At 58.0% G+C, this 24,650-nt stretch carries 29 protein-coding genes and 1 tRNA gene; 10 read left to right on the forward strand and 20 right to left on the reverse strand.

Annotated elements, in window-relative coordinates:
• From AC13QY_RS31565 to AC13QY_RS31575, 3 genes are all read right to left on the reverse strand, one after another.
• Window positions 1-498: alcohol dehydrogenase catalytic domain-containing protein (locus AC13QY_RS31565; RefSeq protein WP_488494551.1), on the reverse strand; the 498-nt coding region annotated here is incomplete at its 3' end.
• A 162-nt stretch (window positions 499-660) separates the two neighbouring features.
• Complete coding sequence (locus tag AC13QY_RS31570; protein WP_113355706.1) at window positions 661-2,670, reverse strand: acetyl-CoA carboxylase biotin carboxylase subunit; 2,010 nt, start codon at window positions 2,668-2,670, stop codon at window positions 661-663.
• Between the two features lie 81 nt (window positions 2,671-2,751).
• Window positions 2,752-3,687, reverse strand: a complete 936-nt coding sequence (locus tag AC13QY_RS31575) for a DMT family transporter (RefSeq protein WP_113355705.1) — start codon at window positions 3,685-3,687, stop codon at window positions 2,752-2,754.
• Between the two features lie 218 nt (window positions 3,688-3,905).
• Here AC13QY_RS31575 and AC13QY_RS31580 point away from each other — a divergent pair, with 218 nt between their 5' ends.
• The gene (locus AC13QY_RS31580; protein ID WP_113333832.1) at window positions 3,906-4,328 is read left to right on the forward strand and encodes a helix-turn-helix domain-containing protein; all 423 of its coding nucleotides are present in this window, start codon (window positions 3,906-3,908) and stop codon (window positions 4,326-4,328) included.
• A 144-nt stretch (window positions 4,329-4,472) separates the two neighbouring features.
• Here the strand turns inward: AC13QY_RS31580 and AC13QY_RS31585 are convergent, their stop codons facing one another.
• The 3 genes from AC13QY_RS31585 to AC13QY_RS31595 form a co-directional block, all read right to left on the reverse strand.
• Complete coding sequence (locus AC13QY_RS31585; protein WP_113333833.1) at window positions 4,473-4,667, reverse strand: hypothetical protein; 195 nt, start codon at window positions 4,665-4,667, stop codon at window positions 4,473-4,475.
• Between the two features lie 76 nt (window positions 4,668-4,743).
• Window positions 4,744-4,959, reverse strand: a complete 216-nt coding sequence (locus tag AC13QY_RS31590; protein WP_015339986.1) for a hypothetical protein — start codon at window positions 4,957-4,959, stop codon at window positions 4,744-4,746.
• A gap of 292 nt (window positions 4,960-5,251) precedes the next feature.
• A tRNA-Leu gene (locus AC13QY_RS31595) sits at window positions 5,252-5,336 on the reverse strand.
• A gap of 239 nt (window positions 5,337-5,575) precedes the next feature.
• Here AC13QY_RS31595 and lipB point away from each other — a divergent pair.
• Window positions 5,576-6,292: a lipoyl(octanoyl) transferase LipB gene (gene lipB, locus AC13QY_RS31600; RefSeq protein WP_113355707.1), complete on the forward strand. Its 717-nt coding sequence runs from the start codon at window positions 5,576-5,578 to the stop codon at window positions 6,290-6,292.
• 110 nt (window positions 6,293-6,402) lie between these two features.
• Here lipB and AC13QY_RS31605 read toward each other — a convergent pair whose 3' ends face one another.
• Window positions 6,403-6,564 (reverse strand): hypothetical protein, encoded by a 162-nt coding sequence (locus tag AC13QY_RS31605; protein WP_162748898.1) that lies wholly within the window; start codon window positions 6,562-6,564, stop codon window positions 6,403-6,405.
• A gap of 581 nt (window positions 6,565-7,145) precedes the next feature.
• Between AC13QY_RS31605 and AC13QY_RS31610 the strand changes: the two genes are divergently transcribed.
• The 3 genes from AC13QY_RS31610 to AC13QY_RS31620 all read left to right on the forward strand — a co-directional run bounded on the left by AC13QY_RS31610 (window position 7,146) and on the right by AC13QY_RS31620 (window position 8,586).
• Window positions 7,146-7,463: a hypothetical protein gene (locus tag AC13QY_RS31610; RefSeq protein WP_113333835.1), complete on the forward strand. Its 318-nt coding sequence runs from the start codon at window positions 7,146-7,148 to the stop codon at window positions 7,461-7,463.
• A gap of 18 nt (window positions 7,464-7,481) precedes the next feature.
• Window positions 7,482-7,787 carry a hypothetical protein gene (locus tag AC13QY_RS31615; RefSeq protein WP_113355704.1) on the forward strand — a complete coding sequence of 102 codons (306 nt, stop codon included), beginning with the start codon at window positions 7,482-7,484 and terminating at the stop codon, window positions 7,785-7,787.
• A gap of 262 nt (window positions 7,788-8,049) precedes the next feature.
• On the forward strand, window positions 8,050-8,586 hold the full coding sequence (locus AC13QY_RS31620; protein ID WP_083258154.1) for a hypothetical protein: 537 nt from the start codon (window positions 8,050-8,052) through the stop codon (window positions 8,584-8,586).
• 60 nt (window positions 8,587-8,646) lie between these two features.
• On the opposite strand, the gene AC13QY_RS31625 is transcribed toward AC13QY_RS31620, so the two are convergent.
• On the reverse strand, window positions 8,647-9,141 hold the full coding sequence (locus AC13QY_RS31625; protein WP_113355703.1) for a peptide deformylase: 495 nt from the start codon (window positions 9,139-9,141) through the stop codon (window positions 8,647-8,649).
• A 421-nt stretch (window positions 9,142-9,562) separates the two neighbouring features.
• On the opposite strand from AC13QY_RS31625, the gene AC13QY_RS31630 reads away from it, so the two are divergent.
• Window positions 9,563-9,952, forward strand: a complete 390-nt coding sequence (locus AC13QY_RS31630; RefSeq protein WP_069612249.1) for a MerR family transcriptional regulator — start codon at window positions 9,563-9,565, stop codon at window positions 9,950-9,952.
• A gap of 22 nt (window positions 9,953-9,974) precedes the next feature.
• On the opposite strand, the gene AC13QY_RS31635 is transcribed toward AC13QY_RS31630, so the two are convergent.
• The 3 genes from AC13QY_RS31635 to AC13QY_RS31645 form a co-directional block, all read right to left on the reverse strand.
• A complete protein-coding gene (locus AC13QY_RS31635; RefSeq protein ID WP_113355702.1) occupies window positions 9,975-10,448 on the reverse strand; it encodes a methyltransferase family protein in 474 nt (157 codons plus the stop codon).
• Window positions 10,449-10,460: 12 nt separating this feature from the next.
• On the reverse strand, window positions 10,461-11,450 hold the full coding sequence (locus AC13QY_RS31640) for a heparan-alpha-glucosaminide N-acetyltransferase (RefSeq protein WP_113355701.1): 990 nt from the start codon (window positions 11,448-11,450) through the stop codon (window positions 10,461-10,463).
• 61 nt (window positions 11,451-11,511) lie between these two features.
• A complete protein-coding gene (locus AC13QY_RS31645) occupies window positions 11,512-12,204 on the reverse strand; it encodes a DUF599 domain-containing protein (RefSeq protein ID WP_069612246.1) in 693 nt (230 codons plus the stop codon).
• Between the two features lie 198 nt (window positions 12,205-12,402).
• On the opposite strand from AC13QY_RS31645, the gene AC13QY_RS31650 reads away from it, so the two are divergent.
• Window positions 12,403-13,812 carry an L-serine ammonia-lyase gene (locus AC13QY_RS31650; protein WP_069612245.1) on the forward strand — a complete coding sequence of 470 codons (1,410 nt, stop codon included), beginning with the start codon at window positions 12,403-12,405 and terminating at the stop codon, window positions 13,810-13,812.
• 36 nt (window positions 13,813-13,848) lie between these two features.
• Here the strand turns inward: AC13QY_RS31650 and AC13QY_RS31655 are convergent, their stop codons facing one another.
• On the reverse strand, window positions 13,849-14,868 hold the full coding sequence (locus AC13QY_RS31655) for a serine hydrolase domain-containing protein (protein ID WP_488494552.1): 1,020 nt from the start codon (window positions 14,866-14,868) through the stop codon (window positions 13,849-13,851).
• 108 nt (window positions 14,869-14,976) lie between these two features.
• Between AC13QY_RS31655 and AC13QY_RS31660 the strand changes: the two genes are divergently transcribed.
• The gene (locus AC13QY_RS31660) at window positions 14,977-15,411 is read left to right on the forward strand and encodes a DUF1489 family protein (RefSeq protein ID WP_092715857.1); all 435 of its coding nucleotides are present in this window, start codon (window positions 14,977-14,979) and stop codon (window positions 15,409-15,411) included.
• On the opposite strand, the gene AC13QY_RS31665 is transcribed toward AC13QY_RS31660, so the two are convergent.
• From AC13QY_RS31665 to AC13QY_RS31695, 7 genes are all read right to left on the reverse strand, one after another.
• Entirely contained in the window at window positions 15,408-15,683 is a 276-nt protein-coding gene (locus AC13QY_RS31665; protein ID WP_069612243.1) for a hypothetical protein, read from the reverse strand. The genes AC13QY_RS31660 and AC13QY_RS31665 overlap by 4 nt on opposite strands.
• A gap of 126 nt (window positions 15,684-15,809) precedes the next feature.
• Window positions 15,810-17,315, reverse strand: coding sequence for a D-alanyl-D-alanine carboxypeptidase (locus AC13QY_RS31670; RefSeq protein WP_152096119.1), 1,506 nt, complete (start codon window positions 17,313-17,315; stop codon window positions 15,810-15,812).
• A gap of 117 nt (window positions 17,316-17,432) precedes the next feature.
• Window positions 17,433-18,203: a hypothetical protein gene (locus tag AC13QY_RS31675; protein WP_113333844.1), complete on the reverse strand. Its 771-nt coding sequence runs from the start codon at window positions 18,201-18,203 to the stop codon at window positions 17,433-17,435.
• 336 nt (window positions 18,204-18,539) lie between these two features.
• Entirely contained in the window at window positions 18,540-19,145 is a 606-nt protein-coding gene (locus AC13QY_RS31680; RefSeq protein WP_113333845.1) for a transglutaminase-like cysteine peptidase, read from the reverse strand.
• 391 nt (window positions 19,146-19,536) lie between these two features.
• The gene (gene pip, locus AC13QY_RS31685) at window positions 19,537-20,499 is read right to left on the reverse strand and encodes a prolyl aminopeptidase (protein ID WP_113355698.1); all 963 of its coding nucleotides are present in this window, start codon (window positions 20,497-20,499) and stop codon (window positions 19,537-19,539) included.
• 71 nt (window positions 20,500-20,570) lie between these two features.
• Window positions 20,571-21,200 (reverse strand): PilZ domain-containing protein, encoded by a 630-nt coding sequence (locus AC13QY_RS31690; RefSeq protein WP_095434944.1) that lies wholly within the window; start codon window positions 21,198-21,200, stop codon window positions 20,571-20,573.
• Window positions 21,201-21,282: 82 nt separating this feature from the next.
• On the reverse strand, window positions 21,283-21,945 hold the full coding sequence (locus AC13QY_RS31695; RefSeq protein WP_233788708.1) for a PAS domain-containing protein: 663 nt from the start codon (window positions 21,943-21,945) through the stop codon (window positions 21,283-21,285).
• 418 nt (window positions 21,946-22,363) lie between these two features.
• Between AC13QY_RS31695 and AC13QY_RS31700 the strand changes: the two genes are divergently transcribed.
• Both AC13QY_RS31700 and AC13QY_RS31705 read left to right on the forward strand, forming a co-directional pair.
• On the forward strand, window positions 22,364-23,134 hold the full coding sequence (locus tag AC13QY_RS31700) for a rhomboid family intramembrane serine protease (RefSeq protein WP_488494553.1): 771 nt from the start codon (window positions 22,364-22,366) through the stop codon (window positions 23,132-23,134).
• Between the two features lie 165 nt (window positions 23,135-23,299).
• Window positions 23,300-23,734 (forward strand): CBS domain-containing protein, encoded by a 435-nt coding sequence (locus AC13QY_RS31705; RefSeq protein ID WP_015339966.1) that lies wholly within the window; start codon window positions 23,300-23,302, stop codon window positions 23,732-23,734.
• A 99-nt stretch (window positions 23,735-23,833) separates the two neighbouring features.
• Here AC13QY_RS31705 and AC13QY_RS31710 read toward each other — a convergent pair.
• A partial coding sequence (locus AC13QY_RS31710) for a patatin-like phospholipase family protein (RefSeq protein WP_488494554.1) occupies window positions 23,834-24,650 on the reverse strand: 817 nt, incomplete at its 5' end.

The following is a 24,650-nucleotide window of genomic DNA, read 5'->3' on the forward strand; positions in this document are numbered from 1 at the left end:
ATAGCAGATCTTGTCGAAGGGGGCGTCGGGATTGACCTTGGCGACGGCGATCTCCGGCAGCACGGTATAATTGGCGAAGGTCGAGCAGCCCATATAGTGATGGATCTTGTCCTTGCCGATCGAGAAGCGCGAGGTGCCGTCCGGCATTAGGCCCTGGCCCTGGGTCGCGCGGATCGCGGTGCAGAGATTGGTCTTGCGCGAGAGACACGACGGGCATTCGCGGCATTCGGGCGTATAGAGCGGAATGACGTGATCGCCCTTCTTCACCGAGGTCACTCCCGGGCCGACATCGACGACGATGCCGGCACCCTCATGGCCGAGGATCGCCGGAAATAGGCCTTCCGGATCGGCACCCGAGAGGGTGAAATCATCGGTATGGCAGATGCCGGTCGCCTTGACCTCGATCAGCACTTCGCCGGCCTTCGGCCCCTCCAGCTGAACCGTCATCACCTCAAGCGGCTTGCCAGCCGCAACCGCGACCGCTGCTCTTACGTCCATGATCTCATCCCTTCTTGCTATGATTTGGTCCGCGCGACATTGGCATGGGCGCACGGGGCGGCTCAAGCCAAAATCAGACACTTAGCGTCGCAATTATCATGTTTTGGCCGAGCAATCGCCACGCAAGCTTTTCCATATGGCCGCGATGGCGAAGCTTCTCGATCAGGCGAATTCCATGATCACGGCGTCGACGGCGAGGCTTTCGCCCGGCTTGGCGTTGATCTTGCCGATGACCAGATCGCGTTCAGCGCGCAGGACATTTTCCATCTTCATTGCTTCGACGATGGCCAGCGTTTCGCCCGCCTTGACTTCCTGTCCCTCGGCAACGGCAATCGCCACGACTAGGCCCGGCATGGGGCAGAGCAGCAGCTTCGACGTATCCGGCGGCAATTTGACGGGCATCAGCTTGTCGAGCTCGGCCTGGCGCGGCGTGAACACCCTGGCCCGGACGGAAATGCCTTGCCAATCGATGCGCAGACCATTGAGCACGGTGCGGATCTGGGCCGTCAGCTTGCGGCCGTCGATGGTGCCGACCCATACCGAGTCGCCGGGACGCCAGTCGGTTGCGACAGTTACGGTTTGGGCGCCGATCTGCATGTCCATCTCGAAGGGAATGGTCACCACGCCTTCAAGCAATGTCACAGGCAGATAGTCGGCACCGAGCTTGACGACCCAGCTCTCCCGCAGCGGCGCGGCGGTCGGACGCAGCCGGTCGCCATAGCGTTCACGGCGGTTGGATTCGATGAGGCTGCAGGAAAGGGCGATTGCCGACAGCAAAGCGGTTTGGTCCTCGTCCGGCGTCGCCGGCGCGAAGCCATCGGGATATTCCTCGGCTATGAAGCCCGTGGAGAGGCGGCCTTCGCGCCAACGCGGATGTTTCATCAATGCCGAGAGGAACGGCATATTGTGCTCGATGCCATCGACGACAAACCCATCCAGTGCCTCACCCATCGCCTCGATCGCCTCCAGCCGCGTCGGAGCCCAGGTGCAGAGCTTGGCGATCATCGGATCGTAATACATGGAGATTTCGGCGCCTTCGAAGACGCCGGTATCGTTGCGCACGACCGATTTCTCCGTCTTACCCTCGCGCGGCGGACGATAGCGCGTCAGACGGCCGATCGAGGGCAGGAAGTTACGATAAGGATCTTCCGCATACAAGCGGCTTTCGATCGCCCAGCCGTTGAGCTTGATATCCGATTGCTTGAACGGCAATTTTTCGCCGGCCGCAACGCGGATCATCTGCTCGACGAGATCGACGCCGGTTACCAGCTCCGTTACCGGATGCTCTACCTGCAGGCGGGTATTCATTTCGAGGAAATAGAAGTTCCTGTCGCGATCGACGATGAATTCGACCGTGCCCGCGCTTTGATAATCGACGGCCTTGGCAAGCGCCACGGATTGCTCGCCCATGGCCTTGCGTGTTGCTTCATCAAGGAACGGCGAGGGTGCTTCTTCGACGACCTTCTGGTTTCGGCGCTGGATGGAGCATTCGCGCTCGCCAAGATAAACAACGTTGCCATGGGCATCGGCCAGCACCTGGATCTCGATGTGCCGGGGGTCGACCACGAATTTCTCGATGAAGACGCGGTCGTCGCCGAACGAGCTTTTCGCCTCCGAACGGGCGCGCTCGAAACCATCGCGCACCTCGTCCTTGCTCCAGGCGATGCGCATGCCCTTACCGCCGCCGCCGGCGGACGCCTTGATCATCACGGGATAGCCGATCTCGGCAGCGATCCTTTCTGCGTGATCGGCATCATCAATGATGCCGAGATAGCCCGGAACCGTGGAGACCTTGGCGGCATTGGCGAATTTCTTCGATTCGATCTTGTCGCCCATGGCTTCGATCGCCTTTGGCTTCGGGCCGATGAAGACGATGCCTTCCTTCTCCAGCGCCGCGCAGAAGGAGGCGCGCTCGGAGAGAAAACCGTAGCCTGGATGAACCGCTTCCGCGCCTGCCTGCTTGCAGGCAGCGATGATCTTGTCGGCGAGGAGATAGCTTTCGGCTGCGGGAGCTGGGCCGATATGCACGGATTCATCGGCCATTTCGACATGCAGAGCATCCCGATCGGCATCGGAATAGACGGCGACCGTAAGGATGCCCATTCGTCGCGCGGTCTTGATGACGCGGCAGGCGATCTCGCCACGATTGGCGATCAGGATTTTCTTGAACATGCAATCTCCGCCCAAATACCCTATTCAGTCAGTGTTTTAGCCATAAATTGCGCGCCCGGTCCATGCGCAACATGTTTGCGCCTACGTCGTTTTTTCCAATCTCGATTGCATACGCTCCCGCCAGATGATGAAGAGGCCGGAGCCGACGATAATCGCAATGCCGATCCATTTGGAAAGATTGGGGAAATCGTCGAAGATCGCGTAGCCGAGGACGGTGGCGGAGATGATCTCGAAATATTGAAATGGAGCGAGTAGGGACAAGGGCGCCAGCCGGAAGGCTCTGACGACAAGCATATGCGCGTAGCCCGATATCGACCCGAGAATCAGCAGGAGCGCCAGTCCAAGCGTCGAGCCGGGCAGGGACGGCTCAAAATCTGCAATACCGGCTGAGGAGCCGGCAAGCAGAGCCAGGGCCATGAAGACGGTGCCGCCGAGACCCGCCATGATCTGCATCGTCAGCGGCGAATCCGCCTCACCGACGGCACGGTTCATGAAGAGATACAGCGCATAGAGAAAAGCGCAGGCGACCGGCAGCAGCGCCTTCAATCCGAAGATCGCAAAACTCGGCTGAATCACGATCATTGCGCCGCCGAAGCCGATAACGATCGCCAGCCATCGCCGCCAGCCGACCTTATCGCCAAGAAACAGAGCAGAAAGCGCCGTCAGTATAAAAGGCTCGACGAAATAGATCGCGAAGACATCGGCAAGCGGCATGTATTTGACCGCGGCGAAGAAGAGCAGGCTCGCAGCGCCATGGAGCGCGCCGCGCAGCAGATTCATCCAGGGGCGTTTTGCCGAAAAGGCTGACCGTCCGGTTGCGGTCGCGAGCAGCGGCAGCATGCACACAAGCTGAAAGAAGAAGCGATAGAAGGTCACCTGGCCCGGCGACATGCCTTCGAAGCTCGCCATGTATTTGGCGATCGCATCCATCGTCGGCAACAGGATCATGGCGCTTGCCATGATCGCCATGCCTCTAAGCGGATTTTGCTGTGTGGAAACGGCGGGAGAGATGGACATGCACGAACATCAAACACAGGAAAAGCATGCAATCAAGGCGCGATCAGGAGCGAGCTGCAAGTCTCGCCGACAGCCAGCGAAAAGTGTCAGACTTTTCCAATTGGGACAGATCGCCATGGCGAGATGACGCCCTTAGACCTATCTGGAGCTTTGGAAACAGCTAAAACATGAATGCGCGGCACAAAACTGCCGGCGCAACCAGGAAAGGGATCGCACCGATGTTCAAACCAGAACAAGAGACGACCGTTTTTTCGGATGAAGGCGGTGATACGCTTGGAGGGCGCTTGTCCATGGCGCGCGATGCAGCGGGAATCAGTCTCAAGACGCTCGCTGGGCAGCTTGGCGTCAGCGAGGAGACGATGCTCGCCTGGGAATCCGATCGGGCTGAACCCAATCCCTCCGCTCTGGCGAAAATGTCGGCGCTTTTCGATGTTTCTCCGGCATGGTTGATGACGGGATCTGGTGATGGGCCGGGAGAAGACAGCGACGAACGCGCGCTGGAAGCTGTCAGGAACGAGCTTTCGCGGCTTCGGACGGCCTATCAGGAGATCGGCCGGCTGATCGAGGCGACGACAAACCAGCTTGAACGCCTCGACCATCAGATCAGGCTACGCAATCTCAGCAAGGATGTGGCGCATTGAGCGTGGCGACCTTTAACATTCATGGCGCTGCGCTGAACTTCTCTTGAGAGGCTCAGCTTTTCATGGAATCCCCGAACCGCTCTATCTTTTTGTTTTCTTTCAATTCGGGACGGAAAAACGCTACGCACTTTTCCTGGAATTGCTCTAACTGAGACGGGCAATCGTATCGTCGAGATTATCGATCGCGAGCTGTTCGCGGGCGATCATGCCGTCGAGATCGATATCCTGGCCAGCCCCTTTGGTATTTGCGCCCTGCATCTTCATCGCCAGCAGTTCGTTGCGATGGGCGATCTTTTCGCCTCTGATTTTAATAAGCTTCAAGCGAAAATCATCATTCATCTCCAATCCCTCCGTTGGAATGAGTTATCCGCTGTTTCGAGCTGTCATTCGTTCTCCGGGCTCGTATCCCTCAATCTCAGTCGTGTCCGCGGCCGCGATAAGTGGTTGGAACGCCGGCTTTCTCATGGCATTGCGCTAGAGTTTCCAGCCATTCCGCCAACCCTTCCGGGACTTTGGCATTTCCAGCTTCCAGCGCCTCCACCCATGACAGGTCGCATTGCAGAGCGCTCGCCAGATTGATGGGCGTCCAGCGTATATGCAAAAGGCATTCTGAAAAGCGTTCCGGCGTCATTCATCTTCCCCATATCTGAAGAAGTTCACGGTGCCAGAGAGGAGCCCGAAGTCAAGTGACCATGGAAATACGACGGCTGTTCCGGCCCATCAGAGTAGGTGAATTACCTCTTGGCATAAATTTCGTGAGCAATTTGTTTGGGTAACGGGGCGGCACCGCAATATCCCCGACGCTTTGATCGGTTCGCGTGTCGTCCGCGGGCGGACGATGGCATGTCAGATAATGTCACGCTGAAACAAGAGCTGGCTAGGTATTGTTTCAAAAACAAAAAACCCGGCCAAAGCCGGGTTCTTGGTGCGGTCGAGAAGACTCGAACTTCCACGGGTTGCCCCACAGCGACCTCAACGCTGCGCGTCTACCAATTCCGCCACGACCGCATCGTGGTAGGCCAGATTGCTCCGGCGCGGCTGCATGTAGCAAAAGCATTCGGGGGGCACAAGAGCGATATGTCAGTTTTTTTAAATTCCTTCACAGCTCGCCCGATCGAGCTGGTCCGGATGCGGCGGAAACGCCTTACATGTTTGAATTCCCGCCCGAATAGCGCCATATGTGGACAACCCGTCGGCACGCAAGTTTTCCACATATGCGGCCGGCGCGGCGCGCAAAGGACTGCCATATGCTTCGCACCGAACTTTCTCACCAAATGTTTCCCGTTCAAGGCACGCCGCCCGTCCGCTGGCGGATCAGCGACGGCCTCGTGCCATATGAGGAGGCCGTAGCCACGATGGAGGCGGAAGTGGCCGCGATTGCCGAGGGACGGGCGCCGGAGCTCGTTTGGCTGGTCGAGCATCCGCCACTCTATACCGCAGGCACCAGCGCCAATGCCGCCGATCTGATCGAACCGGATCGTTTCCCGGTCTTTGCGACCGGACGCGGCGGAGAATATACCTATCACGGGCCAGGTCAGCGAGTGGCCTATGTCATGCTGGACCTGAAGTGTCGGCGGCAGGATATCCGCGCCTTCGTCGGCGCGCTCGAGGAGGTCATCATTCGCACGCTTGATTCGATGAATGTACGTGGCGAGCGGCGAGAAGATCGGGTCGGCGTATGGGTCAGGCGCCCGGAGAAGCCGATTCTTGCAGACGGTACCTTGGCGGAGGACAAAATTGCAGCCCTCGGTATCCGTGTGCGCAAATGGGTGACATTTCACGGCCTTTCGCTGAACGTCGACCCCGATCTCGGGCACTTCACTGGCATCATTCCTTGCGGAATCTCGGCTTATGGCGTCACCAGCCTCGTCGATCTTGGCCTGCCGGTCATGATGGCGGATGTCGATATCCGTCTCCGCGAGGCGTTTGAACAAGTCTTCGGCGAAACGATCAATGACGCGTGAAGCCAATCGGTGATCGCCGGAAGGCGATCCAGGATGCTGCGCGGAATTCCAGCGCTAAGCAGGACAGGTCAAACGACCTGTCCGATCTACTGCGAAAAAGCCGCCATACCTCACAAGGAAAGCTGTTCGGCATCCTCTGGCACGGGCACTTCCCATTCATCCAAAGCGCGCCGTTTCGATTTTTCCAAAAGATCTATTTTGTCTTCTGCCCTGAGAAGATCATGCAGTTTCTGATCGCTCAAGATATTGTCGTGATTATCATGCGAGGTCATGCGGGTAACTCCTTGACCTCTGCAGGCGAGAGCGCGTCGTCTCTCTCAGCCGATGGCGCCTACGGGTTCGGTAGCCAACGGTGGGGACAGCTTACGCCCATTTGGGAGCCGTTGCGAATCATTTGGTGCGATGGTCCGTTTTCACCGCATGCCCGGCTCGACAAGAAAAGTGCCACAAAAGAAAAATGCCCTGGAAGGGAGAGCATCCAGGGCACAGAGAGGGGAACTGCACTAATGAAATTAGGGCGATGCGTCTGCACTTCAAGGTCCAAGTTTCAGGATAGGTTGTATCCCTCCCACAATCGCTCCTATTCTTCGCGAAACCGTGATCGCCGTCAGCCTTTGATAGGGTCCTAACGACTTTTTCCCTCCGCGCGGTGGTGATATCGTCGGCAAGGGGTCGGACGTAAGCCACAGGGGTTTTCCCAACCATTGTGCCGAGACGCGGCACCGGCGACGTTCCGTTCATCTCATGGCTGAAAATTGCGGGCAGAAAGGTTTAGCAACAGACGGAGAAACGGAAGAAACATTCCGAAATTAGAGTTCATTCCCAAACAAAACTGCAGAATGGAGTAAGGACAATGAGAGCCGTTTTTGGCGTGACCCGTTATTGGAAGACAGGCTTCAAGGCGCTACTCCTCCTTACCGTGTCCGTCTTGCCGGTCATGGCGCAGACCGCCGGCGGTAACCAGAATGCCCAGAATTCGGCTTCAAGCTTCAGCTATCGGCGCGCGGATCTTGGCAGCGGCTATTCCACCTCGAGCATTCTGAAGATGCCGAACAATTCATCCTATTTCGTAACGTGCAATTGCGACGACCGGACATTGCAGGACATGACGTGCCCGACCCAATCTTACGCATGCACCTGCGTTCCGCACGCTTATCTGATGTGCCAGTAGGAAAGGTGGGCGCGAGATATGGCCAAATCGTCGTCAAGGCTATTGCTTGCCATCTTCGGTGTGCTCTGCCTTCCATTGATGGCGTGGGGTCAGCAGAATAACTCGCCGCCGCAAAGCGCAGCTTCGACCTATTCCTTCAGCGTCGGGTCTCGTCCGGCCGATATCGGCACCGGCTTTTCGATCTACAGCGCGACATCCGCAACGGCAGATCAACAGTTTCACGTCCAATGCAATTGCCAGGATTTCAGCCTCGCGACCGCAACCTGCCCGGCTCCCCGTTATGAGTGCTATTGCAGCCCAAGCGCATCGCTGACCTGCGAATAGCAGAATCATGCCGATCAATGTGCCAGATCGGGGTTGCGGTCTCTTTCTACCTCCAGCTGCACTCAGCGCGCCGGCGAACCGCCATCAAGGATTGTCAGCCCAGCCAAGCCACTCTTTTCGATGGCTATTTTTGTACAGTTTGCGTTCATGTTCGTCCGCATATGGTGTCTTCCGTCGCCCCCAGATCGCGCGTCGATTGACAATCGATATGGACGATACGATTAATAGTTTCGACATTCGTCATAGAGCGGAGGATATGCCAATGACAAGTCGTGCCATCCTGTTGATGTCTCTTGCGTCTCTCACAGTTGTAGGCTCGATGGGCCTCGCTTCTTCGGCTTCTGCGCTAACCATGAAAGAGTGCAGCGCCAAATACCAGGCGGCCAAGACCGCTGGTACCTTGAATGGCCAGAAGTGGAATGACTTCCGCGCAACGCAGTGCAGTGCGGACGCCAGCGCCACTACGACTACCGCTCCCGCAGCCACCGCACCAGCGGCTACGACGCCTGCCAAGCCGGCGAAGACCACTGCGGCTGCCAAGGTCGATGCCAGCGAGCCCGACGCGACGAAGCCGCCGGCAGCCGAACCGGCAAAGCCGACGACGGCTGCGCCAGCTGGCGTAACCTTCCCGGCAAAGGTCGACCCCAAATATGCTACCGAGACGCCCGGCAAAGCCCGCTTCCACACCTGCGTCGATGCATACAACGCCGCCAAGACCAGCAATTCGCTCGGCGGTCTGAAGTGGATTCAGAAGGGCGGCGGCTACTACAGCCTCTGCAATTCCAAGCTCAAGGGCTGATTGCGAAGCCAAGCGATTACGGAGCGGGCGCCTTTGGGCGCCCGTTTCCTTTTATGGACATCAAGCCCGCATCTTTTCCCATTTTTTGACAAGCCGATCGCGCTTGAGCTTGGAAAGCCGCTGCAGCCAGAAAATGCCGTCCAGCTGGTCGATCTCGTGCTGGATGCAAATAGCCAGAAAGTCGTCCGCCTCCGCTTCATGGGCCTCGCCGGCGACATCCCGATAGCGAAAGCGGATCGATTTCGCCCTGACGATCTCTTCCGTCACTCCGGGCATGGAAACGCTGCCCTCCGTATGCCGCATGGTTTCCGGCGACGACCATAGGATTTCCGGATTGATATAGGTGCGCACGCCATCCTCGCGGCTGAGTTCAATCACGACGACTCGCTTGAGGACGCCGATATGCGGGCCGGTGATGCCAACGCCGGGCGCAGCCCGCATCGTATCCAGCAGGTCGGTGACGAGCGCTTGCAGATCGTCGTCGAAGGCGGTGACAGCAGCGCAGGCGGTTCGTAGTAGCGGATCGGGAAAGCGGATGATGGGGCGAGGCGACATGGTGCTCTCTACGGATGGAAGACATAGGTAGGAGGCTGCCAGAATAAGGGGAAGGTGGTTGCAATGCCACCGTCCCGATGGCTGCGCTTTCCCTATGAGCTTTTTCCATCATCCACTTGTTTTACATCGATTTCAATCGAGCCGGAGGCCATCTAGCCGAATGACGTCTGCCATCGTTGAAGATGCAATCACCGCATTCCGCCATTCGAACCTCCATCGCATGATTCGTGCATCGAATGGCTGAGGCGTCCTCTGCTTTTATGACCGTTCCCATCGAATTTACGAGGAATTTTGCCTTGTCAGGGCTTGCGAGCCTGTGGTTTTGGGCGGCACTGGCGGGTCGGGAACTGACTGCAACCCGCGAAAATTGACTATTACGTAAAAGTCAATATTATCATGGGCAGCAGATAGGGGCGGATTCTTGGTCGACGGATACTATAGCATAACGGAGCTCACTCGGGAATTCGGGGTTTCGACCCGGACCTTGAGGTTCTACGAGGACGAGGGTCTCATCCACCCTGAGCGCAGAGGCCGTACGCGCCTATTCCGTCCGGCCGACCGGCGTCTGATCATGGAAATCCTGCGCGGCCGCCGCATCGGCTTCACCATTGCCGAGATTCGCGAGATCATTCAGGTCTATAAAGAGCCTCCGGGCGAGATCGGTCAGCTCAAGCTGCTGATGAAGCGCGTCGATGAGAAGCGCGATGAGCTGCGCCAAAAGCGCAAGGATATCGACGATACGCTGAGCGAACTCGACAATGTCGAAGAAGCTTGCCTTGGACGTCTCGCCGAAATTGGCGTCGGGACGTGATCGCGACCAGGCCTTCAGCTTGTCAAAGCCAGCGGCGCGTCCGCTTGCAATAGAATTCGAACTCACAGCCGAATCGCGAGAGGAGATGCATCTCTTCGCAACGGATGACGAGTAATGTCGTCAAGGCAGCCGCCACGGCTGCCATCGCCAGGAACCAGAGATTGCCGATCAGCAGGCCGAGGCCCGCGGTCAGCAAGGTATAGCCGAGATAGGTCGGGTTGCGGGTGAAGCGAAAGGGGCCAGTCGTCACCAGATGCGCCGTACAGCGCTGCGTCAGAACGGTCGTGCGGCGCTCTAGGAGCGTCTTGACGGCCCAAACGTTCAGCGTCACGGCGAAGGTGGTCAGAAGCGCGCCAAACACCCAAGAAACAAGAGCCCAGACAAAGGGCAACGGCAAGGCATGCACCCGCTGCAGATACAGCGCTGCCATTACGGCGAGGCTATAGAGCAGCGGCGGCCACGGAAAACTCAGCGACTTCGAACGATAGGCATTCATAGAATAACCCTGTCATTGCGCTTCATCCGTACATTGTATCGCGATTCGGCTTACACGTTCATCGCTATCTGCTTTGATCGCCCCGGATTCCAATGGTTTGAAAAGATTCTGGGCTTGTAATTTATCGAGTGTGCATTGGCAGAAGCTGCGGCACATGGATTCGCTGCCCGACCGGGTGCAGGAGGCCACGCATTGCCTGATATAGCCGACGGTCGCGTCCTGAGGCGGAGCCGGTGCGACCAGTGACAAAATGTAGACGAGGCCGAACAGCACCGGCTGGTGCAGCAGATAGAAGATCAGACTGTGCCGACCGGCCCGGGCAATGAGATTGCTGCCGGGGCCGAATTTTGCCAACCATTTAAGCCAGCTAAGAGATGTCGCCAATTGCGCCACGCCGAGGCCGAACAGGAATGGCGTCAGCCACGGGAAGAGCGGCACGTAGTCGTTCGAACGCTGCATGTTTTCCGAAAGCCCGATCCACCATAGCCACGGCGCATCGAAGAACGTCGAATGCAGCGACAGCGGCGCGACGACGTTGTCGATCACAATGCCCACCGTGAGCAATACTGCAACCAGAAGCGTCACAAATGCCGGCAAGCGCAGGAACAGGAGGCCGATAAGGCTCGCCGCCGCGATGCTGTGCAGGATGCCGAAGAATATCCACTCCTCGCGCATGCCGATGAAGGTGACGAGAGAGATCGCAGCGGCCGCCGCGACAATCATGCCCAGCCGCCGCCAATAAGACCGCCAGCGAATCTCCGGCGTATTCGCAAGCACGAGGCTGAATCCTGCCAGAAACAGGAAGGTGCTGGCGATCGCGCGGGCATAAAGCTTCAGCCAGCCTGTTTCCGCCGTGCCGGAATCGAGATAGCCGAAGAACTCGAAATCCCAGGTGCAGTGATAGCTTGCCATGGCCAGGAGTGCGACGCCGCGCGCCGTGTCCAGAATGCCGATGCGGGGCGTCTTTTGCGGTGCATCGGCACTCTCGGCGATAGCGACCATTGGCGGGTCCTTCCAGGCATGAACTCAGATCACGAGCGCCGCTTGAGACAGCGCGAGCATGTCATGGCACATCGCTATCCATAATGGCCAGACGGGCATCGGAAAAAAACTGCCGGCGGACCAGCACGATGATGATGAACATGGTCGTGACCATGAAAACGTAAGGGCTCAGAAACCAGCCGAGATAGCCAATTGACAGGAAAATGGCCCGTAGGCCGGAGTTGAAATTCCGGGCCGCGATGATGTTCATGCGGATGACCCGCTCTGCGGCGCGTTCGGCACGCACGGGATCACGAATGGCATCTTCCAGCATCGGCAGGGAGCCGAAGAGAATGGTGCAGTAATTGAATAGGCGATAGGCCCAACCGAACTTGAAGAAGGCATAGCCAAAGAGACAGGCAAGCCCGGCCACCTTGATTTCGAAAGCTGTCCGGCCGCCGTTGAAGATGAAGGGCATGTCGGAGAAGAAGGCATTGATCTTGTCGGTGGCGCCGAGCAACGCAAAGCAGCTGCCGATGGCGAAGATCGAGGTGGAGGCGAAGAAGCCGGTGCCGTTCTGCAGGCCTGAGAGGATCTGTGTGTCGATCATCTTCAGGTCGCGGCGAAGGGAGTTGTAGATCCATTCGCGGCGACGCTCGTTCATTGCCAGCGTCAGGCTTGTACGATTGAAGAAGCTGGCGCTGCTGACGATCCAGTTCAGCGCGACCCAGAGAAGGATGAAGAGGGCGAGGGCGACATAGTCGGCAGTCGTCATAAAGGGAGATTCTCCAGATCAATCCGATGTGGACTGTAGCGCAGCGCGGGCTGCGTGCAATGGCCTTCTGTTTGCTTCCCCGAATGCCTATATGTAATGTCGCTGCCATGAAATCCGATGTCGGCCAATCGCCGTGCAAGCTTGCCCCGATAGCGTAGCCTTGCCGGAAATCGATTTGCCTGGAGGCACCAAAGGTCCATGTTTCTCTCAGTTTTCGATGTGTTCAAGATCGGTGTGGGACCGTCCAGCTCGCACACGATGGGGCCGATGTCGGCCGCGAATCGCTTCCTCGACCTCGTTCTTTCGAACGAATGGCCGCGTCCGTCTTCGAATGTGCATGTCGAGTCGATCAAGGTCAGCCTGCATGGCTCGCTCGCCCACACGGGCATTGGCCACGGCACGGGCAGGGCGGTTATTCTCGGCCTGATGGGCGAGAAGCCTGATAGCGTCGATCCCGATCATATGGATGCCATTATCGACGAAGTGGAGCGCAGCGGGCGCATCACGCCGCCAGGCCATCCGGCCTATCGATTCCAGCCCAAGACAGATCTCATCTTCGACAAGAAGGTGCCGCTGCCCGGTCATGCCAACGGCATGAGCTTCTCCGCCTTCGACAAGGACGAGCGCCTACTGGTCAAGCGCATTTATTATTCCGTCGGCGGCGGCTTCGTCGTCACCGATACAGAATTGGAGCAGATGAAGGCCGACCGGAAAAAGCCTGCCCCAGCCGGCGAGCGTGTTCCGTTCCCCTTCGCCAGTGCCAAGCAGATGCTCGAAATGTCCGAGCGTTCCGGCCTTTCGATTGCGCAGATGAAGCGCGCCAATGAAGAGACGCATATGAGCGCCGAAGAGCTGGATGCCGGCCTCGACCGCATCTGGGCGGCCATGAGCAGCTGCATCGATCGTGGCCTCAAGGTCGATGGCATCATGCCTGGTGGCCTGAAGGTGCGCCGGCGTGCGCGTGCCATCCATGATAAATTGCAGGAAGAATGGCGCAGCAACCGCATCAATCCGCTGCTCGCCAATGACTGGCTCAGCGTCTACGCCATGGCCGTCAATGAAGAGAATGCGGCCGGCGGCCGCGTGGTCACCGCGCCGACCAACGGAGCGGCCGGCGTCATTCCGGCAACGATCCGCTATTATCAGCATTTCCACGAGGATTGGGATCAGGACGGCATTCGCAACTATCTTCTGACCGCCGCCGCCGTCGGCGGCATCATCAAGCACAACGCCTCGATCTCAGGCGCCGAAGTCGGCTGTCAGGGCGAGGTGGGCTCGGCGGCCGCGATGGCGGCTGCGGGACTTGCCGCTGTCATGGGGGCGACGCCGGAGCAGATCGAGAATGCCGCGGAAATCGCGCTTGAACATCACCTCGGCATGACCTGCGACCCAATCGCCGGCCTGGTGCAGGTGCCTTGCATCGAGCGTAACGCGCTTGGTGCGGTCAAGGCGGTCACTGCCGCTTCGCTTGCGATCAAGGGCGACGGCCAGCATTTCGTACCACTCGACGCCTGCATCGAAACCATGCGCCAGACGGGTCACGACATGAGCGAGAAATACAAGGAAACTTCGACTGGCGGCCTCGCCGTCAATGTCGTGGAATGCTGATGTGGCCCAAGGTCGAAGCCCGATCTTGGGAGTAGATCATTTGCTTATAGGCGTGGTGAGGGGGATGCCGGCCACGCGGCTTCCCAAAAGCATGGTTTGCAATTGCTCGATTTGAGCGCTGCTCGGCCCATTATTGGTGTCGCTTACTCTGTGAACCAGGACCGTCGCTAAGTCCGGAAACACCATGAGATATTGGTTTCCCATGCCGGATGCCCAGTAGAATGGCTTGTCTTTGACAACTTCGCCGTCGGATGCGGTTAGCGGCTGCAATGCGTATCGCCCGATCCACCAGCTATAGCCGAAACCTGCACCTCGCTCGAGATCCGTATAAGGCGCGATGCTTCTGCTGATCCATTCCGCCGGAATGATTTGCGCATCGCGCCATCGGCCGTCATTCGCCAGAAGCACGCCCAGGCGCGCCAGGTCACGCGCGGACATTCTGATCTTATAGGCAGGATGTATCGATTGAGGAATCGTCTTGAAATAGAAGTGTTCCGGCCGCAAATCCTGCATCTGAAGCGGGATCGCAATACGACGGAAAAAATCCTCGGCAATTGGAACGCCGCTCAGTTGCTGGAGGATGACGCCCAGGACATTGAAGCTCCAATTGTTGTAAAACCATTGCTCTCCGGCAGCATGGATACCTCGTGGAGGCAAAAGGGCCGGGTCCTGGTCGGCGGCGGCATGATAAACACCCGACCTCGACATCAGAAGATCAGCGATCGTCGCCTGCTTCTCTTTCGGTGTCAGCGCCGGTTCGCAATCATCGATATCCAGTTCGGCCAGAGTCATTGCCACATCGATCGTGCCCTCGATCTCGTGCGTGCCAATCAATGCGCTCAACAGGCTTTTGCGCATGGAGGCGATGCCGGTCACGTCGGCAATCTTACCCCACGAGCTCATAATCAAGCCATCTTGCACGATCATGATCGCGGACGATCCGATCGACTGCGCATAACGGTAGGCGTTCGCGAGAGCAGTGCTGGACCAGCCGAACCGGCCGGGATCATCCACTGTTGTCCACTCATTGGCCGGGTAATCCGATGCACCGCCCATAATCGCCTCCGAGAATCACCTCTTGCGCTTTCAGGTGATGTTACCCACTCTGTGGATGTCCGCAGTGAAAAGCTTGACGCTGCCGGTCAAAAGGACTTCAACGGCATTATGGCTTTGCATCTCATTAAATTGTGCGTGGGCGCGGATTCGCTGGATGATCTGCGCGAATGGGTTTCCGAGCGAGCAATGAACGCCATTGCTGCTGGGCTCGAGCCGCATACAACCCACACGACGCGCATGGTGCCGAAACGGGTAGACGAGCTGTTGGACGGCGGTTCGCTTTATTGGGTGATCAAAGGGCAGGTGCAGGCGCGGCAGAAATTGCTTGGCATCGAAACCTTCACCGACGCGGACGGCATTCAGCGCTGCCGGCTTATTCTCGACCCGAGCGTTGTCGAGACGACAGGGCAGCCGAAGCGGCCATTTCAGGGCTGGCGGTATCTGCCGCAGGACGACGTGCCGCGCGATCTCGACAGTCTCGGCGCGGCAGCCGAATTGCCCGCCGATCTACGGCGGGAACTTTCCGAACTCGGATTGCTTTAACGCAGTCGCATCATGATCGGCGCACGGCCGGTCGGGGCGGTGATGTGCAGATGAATATGCGCTTCCGGCTGCGAATAACGCCAGGCGCGTGCGCCATGGCAAAGCAGGATGCCGATCAGGTCTTTCGTCTTGTTGCGCGAACGCGAACGGCTGAGACCTAGGTCCGCTAGCCGCATCGCCGCCTCATGCAGCGGATGAAGAGCAAAGCCCTTCGGTTTCATCTTGCCCCCGCCGTCGAGCGAGAAACCGGGAAAGTTCTCGTTCATTGCCATTTCAAAACCCCGTACACGTTACAAACTCAGGGCCGGCCCGTTTGACATTCGGAACCGGAAGATCGGGCGAAACAAAAGGCCCGACCAATCTTCAGATCATGAGGCGCGAAAACACCGGCCACATTCCTATTCCGTGCTCGCCCAGCACTTGACGCCGGCTCGCTTGAGCGCCTTGCAGGCATTCACCGCTTCACTCTGATCTTCGAAACCACCAAAACGGGCGCGGTAACCGCCATCGAAGGCGACTGTATAGGGCTTTGCCGAACGCAGCGCCTTGCCACCCTTGGTCTTAGCCGTATCAAGCAGGTCGGTTGCGCCATCCTTACTGGAGGAAATGCCGATCTGCACGACCCAGCCAGTCGGCCCGCGCTCGGCTTTGGTTGCTTTTGCAACCTTCTCTGTCTTTTCGGTCCGCTGCAGCTTTGCGAGCTTCGTATCGCTCTTGGAGGTTGATGCGGTCGTTACGGTATCGATCTCATCCTCATCGGCATTGTCCGACGATCCGGCGGAGGCCGTTTCGTCATAGGCTGGCCGCTTCACGGACTCCGGTTTCGCCGAAAGCAGTGGATTGGAGGAGGAAGATTGCCGCGTTACCGCTGCGAAGGCCGCCGCACTGGAAGGATTGGAATCGGCGACTTCGGTCGTCCCGTCATTCTTGATCTTTGCGCGGCTGATATCTGCCATGCGTGCGCTGGCTGCCTGCACATTGGGCGTTACGGCCGGGACCTGTGCGATCACATTGGAATCAATATGCTTTGTCGATGCCTTAGGCAGATAGTCAGCGATCAGCTTGCGCATCTGGTTGTCACGAGCCGGCGTCGAAGCGCCGCCAAGGACGACACCGACGATGGAGCGACCATCGACTTTCACGGAGGTTGCGAGATTATAGCCGGCGGCACGCGTGTAACCGGTCTTGATGCCGTCGACGCCACGCACGGAGCCCACAAGGCGATTGTGACCGAGGATCGTGCGATTGCCCAGCCGGAAGCTCGTTTCGGAGAAGAAACCGTAATATTCCGGGAAATGCTCGCGCAAGGCGATGCCAAGGCGGGCCTGATCGCGCGCCGTCGTCATCTGCGCTGTGTTCGGCAGGCCGTTCGGGTTACGATAGGTCGTGCGCGTCATGCCGAGCGCCCGCGCCTTGTCGTTCATCATCCGGGCAAAGCCTTCCTCCGAACCGCCAAGCATTTCGCCAAGCGCCATTGCGGCGTCATTGGCAGACTTCGTGACGATGCCGAGAATCGCCTCGCGAACAGTCACGGAGCGGCCGGCGCCAATACCGAGCTTGGTGGGAGCCTGTGCTGCAGCGTTCTTCGAAAACACGACGGGGGTATCGAGGGTGATGCGGCCAGCTTCGAGTGCTTCGAAGGTCAGATAGACCGTCATCATCTTGGTCAGCGAGGCCGGATAGTGCAGCGTGTCGGCGTTTTCACTGTAGAGAACATTGCCGGTATTGGCATCGATGACGATGCCCGCATATTTCGGACCGGCCGCGCTCGCGTCAATGACAGTCACCGCGACCGTCGCCGTTGCGATCGAAAAACCAAGAAGCGCTCTCGCCAGAATCTTACCGGTTTGAGACGACGAAACGGAAAGAATGGATCTGGACACTAAATCACTCTCTGCTTGCATTTACATACTCGATTATCCGGCCGCCGCCTCCATGAACGGCCATTCCGTTCGACAGTAGAGGCTTAGCGTTACCAATCGGTTTATGATGAACAGTTGGTTTCATGTTTCTGCGCCATTTTAGCGGCCGCCCACAGCTGTCGTCGCAGGTACGGCATTATCCACAAGACGCGTTTTGACGAAGTTCTGGACGGCCGCATCCATGGCGCGCCAGTCACCCAGCTGATTGCTGGAAAAGCGGTAGAGAACGCTCAAATCCTTACCGACCTTGATGTCTCTCTGGCAATCGCCGCTGGTTGCCAGCGTGGGCGAGGAGGGCAGGAGACAGCGCACGACGTAATCGGTCTCGTCAGGCCGCGGCGCCGTCAGAAGGATTTCGTCGTTGTAGCCGGCATCCGCACGAAGCCGATGTGCGGTCAGGCCGAAGGGGCCGGCATAGGCCGCCCCATCCATCAGTTGCGAATAGATCGGACCGAGCCGGCCGGACATGTCATGGGACATCGTGCTCTGGCTGATTTGCAGGAAGATCAGTGAGGACGATTGCGAGATATCGTCGAAACGCATGCGATCGGCTTCGCTATAGCCCTGCATCTGCGGCCAGGTCAGATAGAGATCGACACGTTCGGCCATACCGTCCGAACGCTCGCTCGGAAAGCGAATGGTGTTTGCAGCCAGACGCATTGTGTCGTCGCCGATCGTGACAGAGATGAGCTTGGTATCCGTCGTATGCCCTGCCAGCGAAATTTTCTCACCAAGCCAGTGTCCACCAACGGATATGGCTACGGTCAAGGCTGCCAGAACGGCGACACCGGCCGTGAGCCGATAGACAAAGCCGCTCGATATCAGCGGTCTTTCTTCGATCATTGCGGCGGATGACAGAGGAGGAGCCATACTCTTGCCTTCATTTCCTTCCGCTCAGGTCGCCATCATCGACGGCAAAGCCTCGCGGCGCCTGACTTTTTTGAGTCTCGTTGGAAATGATGATTGGCGCCACGATGGTTAACCGACGGTTAAATATGTGTCGCAAGCCATGCTAATGGCGCACTTAAATTCTCCGGGTATTTTCAGCCTTAGCTTTAGGCCCACTCATTAAACGAAAAAGAGCCGTTCCCTGGGACAGTGGGAACGGCTCAGAGGCACCGGCCTGGACAGAAATCAGGGGACGAGACCGGGCCTCTGACTTTGACCATCGACGCTAGGTCGCCGATGATCCTGTGTGAAGAACGCTTATTTCAAGCTGCCGACTGCGACGGCGCGGCCATCCTGGATCTTGACCCAGCGAGCCGGGTGGTCGGCGGACTGGCGCTTGAGGAAGGTATACTCGGTTTCGGACCAGAGCTTCACCTTGTTGCGCATGTTATCGAGAATGAAATCGCCGCGATCCGTGCGGACGGTCAAAACGGCATGGCCTTCACCGTTCGGCTGCAGCACGACGGTCATGAGCAGATCGGAAGGCGAGAAGCCGGCATCGATGAGCTGCTTGCGCTTCAGGAGCGCGAAATCCTCGCAGTCACCGGCGGTGGTCGGGATCGCCCACTTTTCCTCAACGCCGTAAAGCTCCATATCGGTCATCGGCTTGATGGTAGTATTGACCGTGTAATTGACCTTCAGGATCGTCTTCCAGCTATCCTCATTGAGGATCATCGGCCCTGCATCGCCACCGGAATAGGCGCATTCCCGCGGATTTTCCTTGCAGAATTCGTAATGGCCGATCGGAGGAGCAGCGTCGCCTGTTATCGTCATGTTGGCGGGTGCCGCCTGAGCCGCACCGAAGAAGCCAAGAGCGGAAAGCGCCAGAGCGGCAAGGCCGCGAAGTGCGATTTGAAAGTTCATGTCCCTGTCCCTGTTTTATTGGGATCAGAATGACACGCGTGATTTTACCTGACGCAAAATTGCGCAGTTAAATTAATGGCTTAGTTGAATCAAATCTGGAGAAAATTCTCATAAAACACGCAGAAAACTTGATTCAAGTTTGCGGCAAATTCGATTAAAATTTGAGGAATTTTGGTATGAAGTGCAGCAAAGCGAGAGTCTGGTATCCGGCTGTTTCGGAACGGTTTTCAACAATGAGGATCGTTAACGTCCGGGTGCAGATTTGGGCACCAACCGTGTTGTATTGATACAGAGCCCACCTCGCGATAGGCCTGCCGAGTGCCGGAAATGACCGCAAGAACCTCGATCTGTCCCATTTTGGGAAAGCCGGCTCAAAAAATATTTTTGATTTTTATTGTCGGCCGTTGGGGCGAAGCCCGTCGGTTGTGCGAATGATCGCGGCAGCCATCTCCGCGACGGCCGGCGAGTGGGCCGCGTTCGCAACGATCACCAGTTCCGCCTCTGGCCATGCTTGCGACAATTCCCAGGCGGTTACCAGCGGCGCCTCGAGATCCATACGGCCCTGAATCATCGTGCAGGGGATACCGGCGAGCCGATGGATGTCGCGCAGGATCTGCCGTTCCTCGAGCCAGCCCAGATGGTGGAAGTAGTGGGTGATGATCCGGGCACGGGCCGTCAGATAGCGAGCATCGGACCACCGAGATGGGAGGGTCTCGCGCGGATCGATCAGGATCGAGGCGCCCTCCCATTCGTGCCAGTCTCTTGCAGCTCTCACGTGGATTGCGGGATCTGGGTTAAGCAGGAGGCGATAATAGGCAGCGACGAGATCACCGTCGCGATCCTCTTCGGGCACGGCAGCGCGAAAGCGTGCCCATTGCTCCGGAAAGAACCGGCCAAGACCTTGATAGAGCCAATCGATTTCCGATTGTCTCGTCATGGTAATGCCGACGAGGAGCAAGCTTTCCACCCGTTGCGCATGGGTTTCGGCATAGACGAGCGCAAGCGTGCAGCCCCAGGAATTGCCGAATAGGATCCAGCTTTCAACGCCGAGACGCAACCGCAATTGCTCGATATCGGCAATCGTATGCCATGTCGTGTTGGCCGAGAGATCGATCGCCGGTTCCGACGCATGCGGAAGGCTGTCACCGCAGCCGCGCTGGTCGAACTGAATGATTCGATAGTAATGCGGGTCAAAATAACGTCGCGTTCCGGCCGAACTTCCTGAACCCGGACCGCCGTGCAGGATAAGGACAGGCCTTCCTTGCCGGTTGCCTGATTGCGTCCAATGAATCCGCTGGCCGTCACCGACCTCAAGCAGGCCTTCGTCAAAAGGAATTGTATCCGGGTAAAGCATTTGCCGTCACGCGTTGAGAAGAAGACAGGCATCGCTGTTTCGCGACGCCGCGTGACAGGAGGATGACAATATCAGAGAAATTCGCGCAAGGTCTCGCGCGACTGCAGCGAAAGGAATTCGATCGCCACGCCCTCCATGAAATGGCGAACGACGCGGCCACGCATATTGCCGAGGCGCACCGGCGTCCCGATCGTGGGGCGTATCTCGACATCGACCGCGGCACCCGAGAGCGAGAGGTCCATGATGCGGCAGACATATTGAGTACCGTCGTCGAGCGTAAGCTCGCAGCGGGTGTTGCGCGGCGTCAGGCGATCATGGCGGCGATCTTCCGGCAGGCCAAGTTCGTGCTTGTTGGCAAGCCAGGTCAATTGGGCGGCAAGCTTTTCGCGTTTCCGCTCGGTCGCATTGATCGACATGGTGAAACCGCGGCCATCGACGGCAACGACATTGCCTTCAACGCGGCCAAGGTGATCGATATAGGCGACAACGCGCTCGTCGGCGCGCGGACGTCCCAGGCAGGTGACATGAAGGTCGCCCGGCGACATCTCGGTGACCAGGCACTCGAACTCCTCGTAATTAGCCAGCATCAGGCGACCCTGCATATTGATCGGAACCCGTTGAAAGGTCCGCTGATCATTGCGAACAGCATTGCCTGTCATTTGGTTGGGCCGCGTCGCATGGGCCGGTTGGAATGAGTGCATGAAGCGTCTTGAACCCTATTGCGTCTCTTCCAACTATTAGCCGCAACTCCTTAAAGTAAGGTTGTCTTTCCCAAGGCATGGCTTAGAGATGATCGTCGATTTTGTTCCGAGCTGGGTCAATTCCAGCTCTCTCGCGCCCATTTTTTGCTTGAATTAACTTTCGGCGCATCCATTCGCCCAGGCTGGTGCTTCGCTGATGCGGCAGAAGATCTGTCGGATCGGGATGCGGCGGCGCATTCACGAGCCGGACGGGGCGGTCGCGAAGCAGGCGGCTGCGGTCCAGCGCCAGAAATTCCAGGCGCTCATTGCCGAGCCATGTCGTGTAAACGGTGGGCGTGAGGCAGCCGAGCAGTCTGTCGCAAGTGTCGCTCGATGTTCGAACCGGCAGCAATATCAGCTCGAAGGTCATGCTGCGGCCACTGATGCAATATCCCGTTGCATGGATCGATGCGGGAACCACGTGCCTCATCACGCCGGCGGCGATGTGCACCGGATCGTCCTGCTGGCTGCCAGCCCAGAGCGCCGCGAAATTCTCGCCGCGAATCTCGCGCCCCATGAGGTTGCAGATCGCCGTACCGGCCAGACGGAAGCGGGGATTGTCGTCGGCGGTGTTTTCCAGGATGAACAGCTCGGGAAGAATATGTCCGATCGCCGATGGCTGTATCAAATTGCGCAAGGGGGCATCAGCGTTGCCGCGTATATGCTCCCAATAGGTAAATATATCGATGCTCGTCTTCTGGCGCATAATGCGTCCGTGTCCCATTTCATTTCAAATACAAAGGCATTCATTGCCCTCGACTCCACCGTTGCGAATTCCATGCCAGAACCGGGCCATTAGGGTTAACAAGGGGTTTCGCTTGCTCCGCCCGATGGTCGGTGTAAGGCTTTGTTCATCACTTCACCAAGTGACCTTCAGCACGAATTTCCCGGGCGCCGGACGGACCAGCGTGGTCCAATCCGGAGAGGAGCATCCCGGCGCGCCGCCCCATACTGCGGGCGGCTTTTTTTTTGATTTTTGCTGCGGTATGTGTCGAAGACCTCTGGAGCCTTTCCGCTTTTCTTCGAATCGCGAAAACGCTCCATCCCTTTGTTTTACGCAATTCCGGACGAAAAACCGCTTCGCACTTTTCCTGGAATTGCTCTATCGATAAACCGAGCAAGACATGGACGATGAACAGCTGCCGCGCCCAGAGCCGGAAAATCCGCGGCCGCAGCAGCATGTGCCCGCCTTCAATCTGCCTCCCGCGATTCTGGCGAGTCTTGCTGTTCTGATCGTCATCTTCGCGGTCATGAACCTGCCCTCGTGGTCGGACGATACGTTGAACTGGATTTATTTCGCATTCAGCTTCATCCCGGCCCGCTATGCCTTTCCCTTGTCGCAGCAGGGGCTGGAATGGCTTTGGACGCCGGTCACCTATTCGCTGCTGCATGGCGGGATCGAGCATATCGTCTTCAACAGTCTCTGGCTGATGGTCTTTGCTGCGCCCGTGGCGCGACGCATCGGCGCGCTGCGCTATGTGATTTTCTGGATTTTTTCGTCCGCCGCTTCCGCCTTCCTGCATGCAGCGCTTTATTGGGGAGACCAGACGCTTTTGATCGGTGCATCCGGAGTCGTCTCGGCGCTGATGGGGGCAGCTTGCCGCTTTGCGTTTCCGGCCATGGACGGTCGCAGAGTTTCCATGCGGCAGGCGCATCTCAATCCGCGCCTCAGCATCTTGGAGTCGCTTCGAAGCCGTACCGTCGTCGCCTATACCGTCATGTGGGTCGCCGGTAATGCACTCGTCGCCTTTGGCATCAATCTTGCGGGCGACAGTTCGCAGCCGGTGGCCTGGGATGCTCACATTGGCGGATTTCTGTTCGGATTCCTGCTTTTTGCACCCTTCGACCGGCAGCCGCCCGTGGAAGCTCAGGAAGCTTTACCACTCGATGAATGAGCTGTTGCTTTCTTACTGACACAGGCGCACCATTGCTATCCGTCGGTCGTGGGATGAGGAGATCGACCGACCGACGGGCGAGGCGCCGGTTTGAGCTCCGGGGGTAATTTCGGAACATATCGGACGCTTCAGGTGTTCATCATGCTTTCGAGATGGGAGGATCGAATGTCAGTTTCCGTAAAGGCCATACTTGAAGCCAAGGGCCGCGACGTCGTGACGACGGGCGGTAATACGACCGTTGCCGAGGCCGCGAAGATTCTCAATGAGAATCGCATCGGCGCCATCGTCGTCGTCGGACCGGGCGGCAAGATTTCCGGCATCTTCACCGAGCGGGATGTGGTCAATGCCGTTGCCAAGCAGGGGCAGGAATGCCTCGACAAGCCGATCGCATCGATGATGACGGCCAAGGTGCATCGCTGTAAGGAAGATACGACGACCGACGAATTGATGGAACTGATGACGATGCGCCGCTTCCGTCACGTTCCCGTTGAGGAGAAAGGCAAGCTTTCCGGCATCATCTCCATCGGCGACGTCGTCAAATGGCGCATCCGTGAGATCGAACTCGAGGCCGAGCAGATCAAGGCCTATATCGCCGGGTAAGAAGCGGTTCGGCGTGACCGAAGCAATCGGCGCGGTGGATCGCCTGCGGTAAGCAACGGCCTGAATTCCCAGCAAAGCGCCGATTGCGTTTTTCAAGGCTTAACGCGCGTAGGCTTCTTGCATGCGCCGGATCTCGGTCAATCTTGCCGATGCTTCCTCATAGCCGCGTTCTATTGCTTCGCCAGCACGATGAAATTCCGAAAGGCCGATATCGCTGAGGCGCGGATGCAACGCCAGATCGGGCGGATCGCCGGCAAGGCGCGCACGCGCAATTCTGTCCTGTATTATGTTGAAAGCCTGCACCATGACACCCGTCATGCCAAGTTTCATGGCGGGCGCATCCTCGCGGCGCAGCAGATCGCCGTTGGGCGAGCCGACATTGTGCTTGACCACCGCGGACCGGCCATAGAGATCATAGTGAAGGTTTACCGCAACCACCAACGTCTGTTCATAAGTTCGGCAGACCGAAACCGGCACCGGATTGACCAGGGCGCCATCGACCAGCGTACGGCCGTTGGAGCGTACCGGCTCGAAGATGCCGGGCAGGGCATATGATGCCCTGAGCGCAGTGATGAGAGAGCCGTTGGCAATCCAGACTTCATGGCCTGTGTTCAACTCCGACGCGACGGCCACGAAGGGGCGGTCGAGATCTTCGATGGATAATCCTTCCAGATGTTCCTGCATGCGCTTGGTGAGCCGCATGCCGCCGAACAATCCGCTTCCGCCGATAGTGAGGTCAAGCAGGCTGGCGATGCGCCGCATGGTCAGCGAACGCGCGAAGGCCTCAAGCTCGTCAAGCTTACCTGCAAGATAGCAGCCACCAACGAGGGCGCCGATCGACGTACCGGCAATCATGCCGACTGCAATGCCGGCTTCATCGAGTGCGCGCAAAACACCGATATGCGCCCAGCCACGT

Source organism: Martinezella sp. CNPSo 3795, assembly GCF_057784475.1.

What these genes read in the sequence shown, in the direction of transcription:
- AC13QY_RS31570 (WP_113355706.1), bottom strand. Translation starts at nt 2,670, where the DNA reads ATGTTCAAGAAAATCCTGATCGCCAATCGTGGCGAGATCGCCTGCCGC.
- AC13QY_RS31655 (WP_488494552.1), bottom strand. Translation starts at nt 14,868, where the DNA reads ATGGGCGGTGCATCGGATTACCCGGCCAATGAGTGGACAACAGTGGAT.
- AC13QY_RS31585 (WP_113333833.1), bottom strand. Translation starts at nt 4,667, where the DNA reads ATGAATGATGATTTTCGCTTGAAGCTTATTAAAATCAGAGGCGAAAAG.
- AC13QY_RS31620 (WP_083258154.1), top strand. Translation starts at nt 8,050, where the DNA reads ATGACAAGTCGTGCCATCCTGTTGATGTCTCTTGCGTCTCTCACAGTT.
- AC13QY_RS31680 (WP_113333845.1), bottom strand. Translation starts at nt 19,145, where the DNA reads ATGAACTTTCAAATCGCACTTCGCGGCCTTGCCGCTCTGGCGCTTTCC.
- AC13QY_RS31575 (WP_113355705.1), bottom strand. Translation starts at nt 3,687, where the DNA reads ATGTCCATCTCTCCCGCCGTTTCCACACAGCAAAATCCGCTTAGAGGC.
- AC13QY_RS31665 (WP_069612243.1), bottom strand. Translation starts at nt 15,683, where the DNA reads ATGGCAATGAACGAGAACTTTCCCGGTTTCTCGCTCGACGGCGGGGGC.
- AC13QY_RS31705 (WP_015339966.1), top strand. Translation starts at nt 23,300, where the DNA reads ATGTCAGTTTCCGTAAAGGCCATACTTGAAGCCAAGGGCCGCGACGTC.
- AC13QY_RS31700 (WP_488494553.1), top strand. Translation starts at nt 22,364, where the DNA reads ATGGACGATGAACAGCTGCCGCGCCCAGAGCCGGAAAATCCGCGGCCG.
- AC13QY_RS31605 (WP_162748898.1), bottom strand. Translation starts at nt 6,564, where the DNA reads ATGACCTCGCATGATAATCACGACAATATCTTGAGCGATCAGAAACTG.
- AC13QY_RS31590 (WP_015339986.1), bottom strand. Translation starts at nt 4,959, where the DNA reads ATGACGCCGGAACGCTTTTCAGAATGCCTTTTGCATATACGCTGGACG.
- AC13QY_RS31645 (WP_069612246.1), bottom strand. Translation starts at nt 12,204, where the DNA reads ATGACGACTGCCGACTATGTCGCCCTCGCCCTCTTCATCCTTCTCTGG.
- AC13QY_RS31670 (WP_152096119.1), bottom strand. Translation starts at nt 17,315, where the DNA reads ATGCAAGCAGAGAGTGATTTAGTGTCCAGATCCATTCTTTCCGTTTCG.
- AC13QY_RS31675 (WP_113333844.1), bottom strand. Translation starts at nt 18,203, where the DNA reads ATGGCTCCTCCTCTGTCATCCGCCGCAATGATCGAAGAAAGACCGCTG.
- AC13QY_RS31610 (WP_113333835.1), top strand. Translation starts at nt 7,146, where the DNA reads ATGAGAGCCGTTTTTGGCGTGACCCGTTATTGGAAGACAGGCTTCAAG.
- AC13QY_RS31650 (WP_069612245.1), top strand. Translation starts at nt 12,403, where the DNA reads ATGTTTCTCTCAGTTTTCGATGTGTTCAAGATCGGTGTGGGACCGTCC.
- AC13QY_RS31660 (WP_092715857.1), top strand. Translation starts at nt 14,977, where the DNA reads ATGGCTTTGCATCTCATTAAATTGTGCGTGGGCGCGGATTCGCTGGAT.
- AC13QY_RS31625 (WP_113355703.1), bottom strand. Translation starts at nt 9,141, where the DNA reads ATGTCGCCTCGCCCCATCATCCGCTTTCCCGATCCGCTACTACGAACC.
- AC13QY_RS31640 (WP_113355701.1), bottom strand. Translation starts at nt 11,450, where the DNA reads ATGGTCGCTATCGCCGAGAGTGCCGATGCACCGCAAAAGACGCCCCGC.
- AC13QY_RS31635 (WP_113355702.1), bottom strand. Translation starts at nt 10,448, where the DNA reads ATGAATGCCTATCGTTCGAAGTCGCTGAGTTTTCCGTGGCCGCCGCTG.
- pip (WP_113355698.1), bottom strand. Translation starts at nt 20,499, where the DNA reads ATGCTTTACCCGGATACAATTCCTTTTGACGAAGGCCTGCTTGAGGTC.
- AC13QY_RS31690 (WP_095434944.1), bottom strand. Translation starts at nt 21,200, where the DNA reads ATGCACTCATTCCAACCGGCCCATGCGACGCGGCCCAACCAAATGACA.
- lipB (WP_113355707.1), top strand. Translation starts at nt 5,576, where the DNA reads ATGCTTCGCACCGAACTTTCTCACCAAATGTTTCCCGTTCAAGGCACG.
- AC13QY_RS31695 (WP_233788708.1), bottom strand. Translation starts at nt 21,945, where the DNA reads ATGCGCCAGAAGACGAGCATCGATATATTTACCTATTGGGAGCATATA.
- AC13QY_RS31615 (WP_113355704.1), top strand. Translation starts at nt 7,482, where the DNA reads ATGGCCAAATCGTCGTCAAGGCTATTGCTTGCCATCTTCGGTGTGCTC.
- AC13QY_RS31580 (WP_113333832.1), top strand. Translation starts at nt 3,906, where the DNA reads ATGTTCAAACCAGAACAAGAGACGACCGTTTTTTCGGATGAAGGCGGT.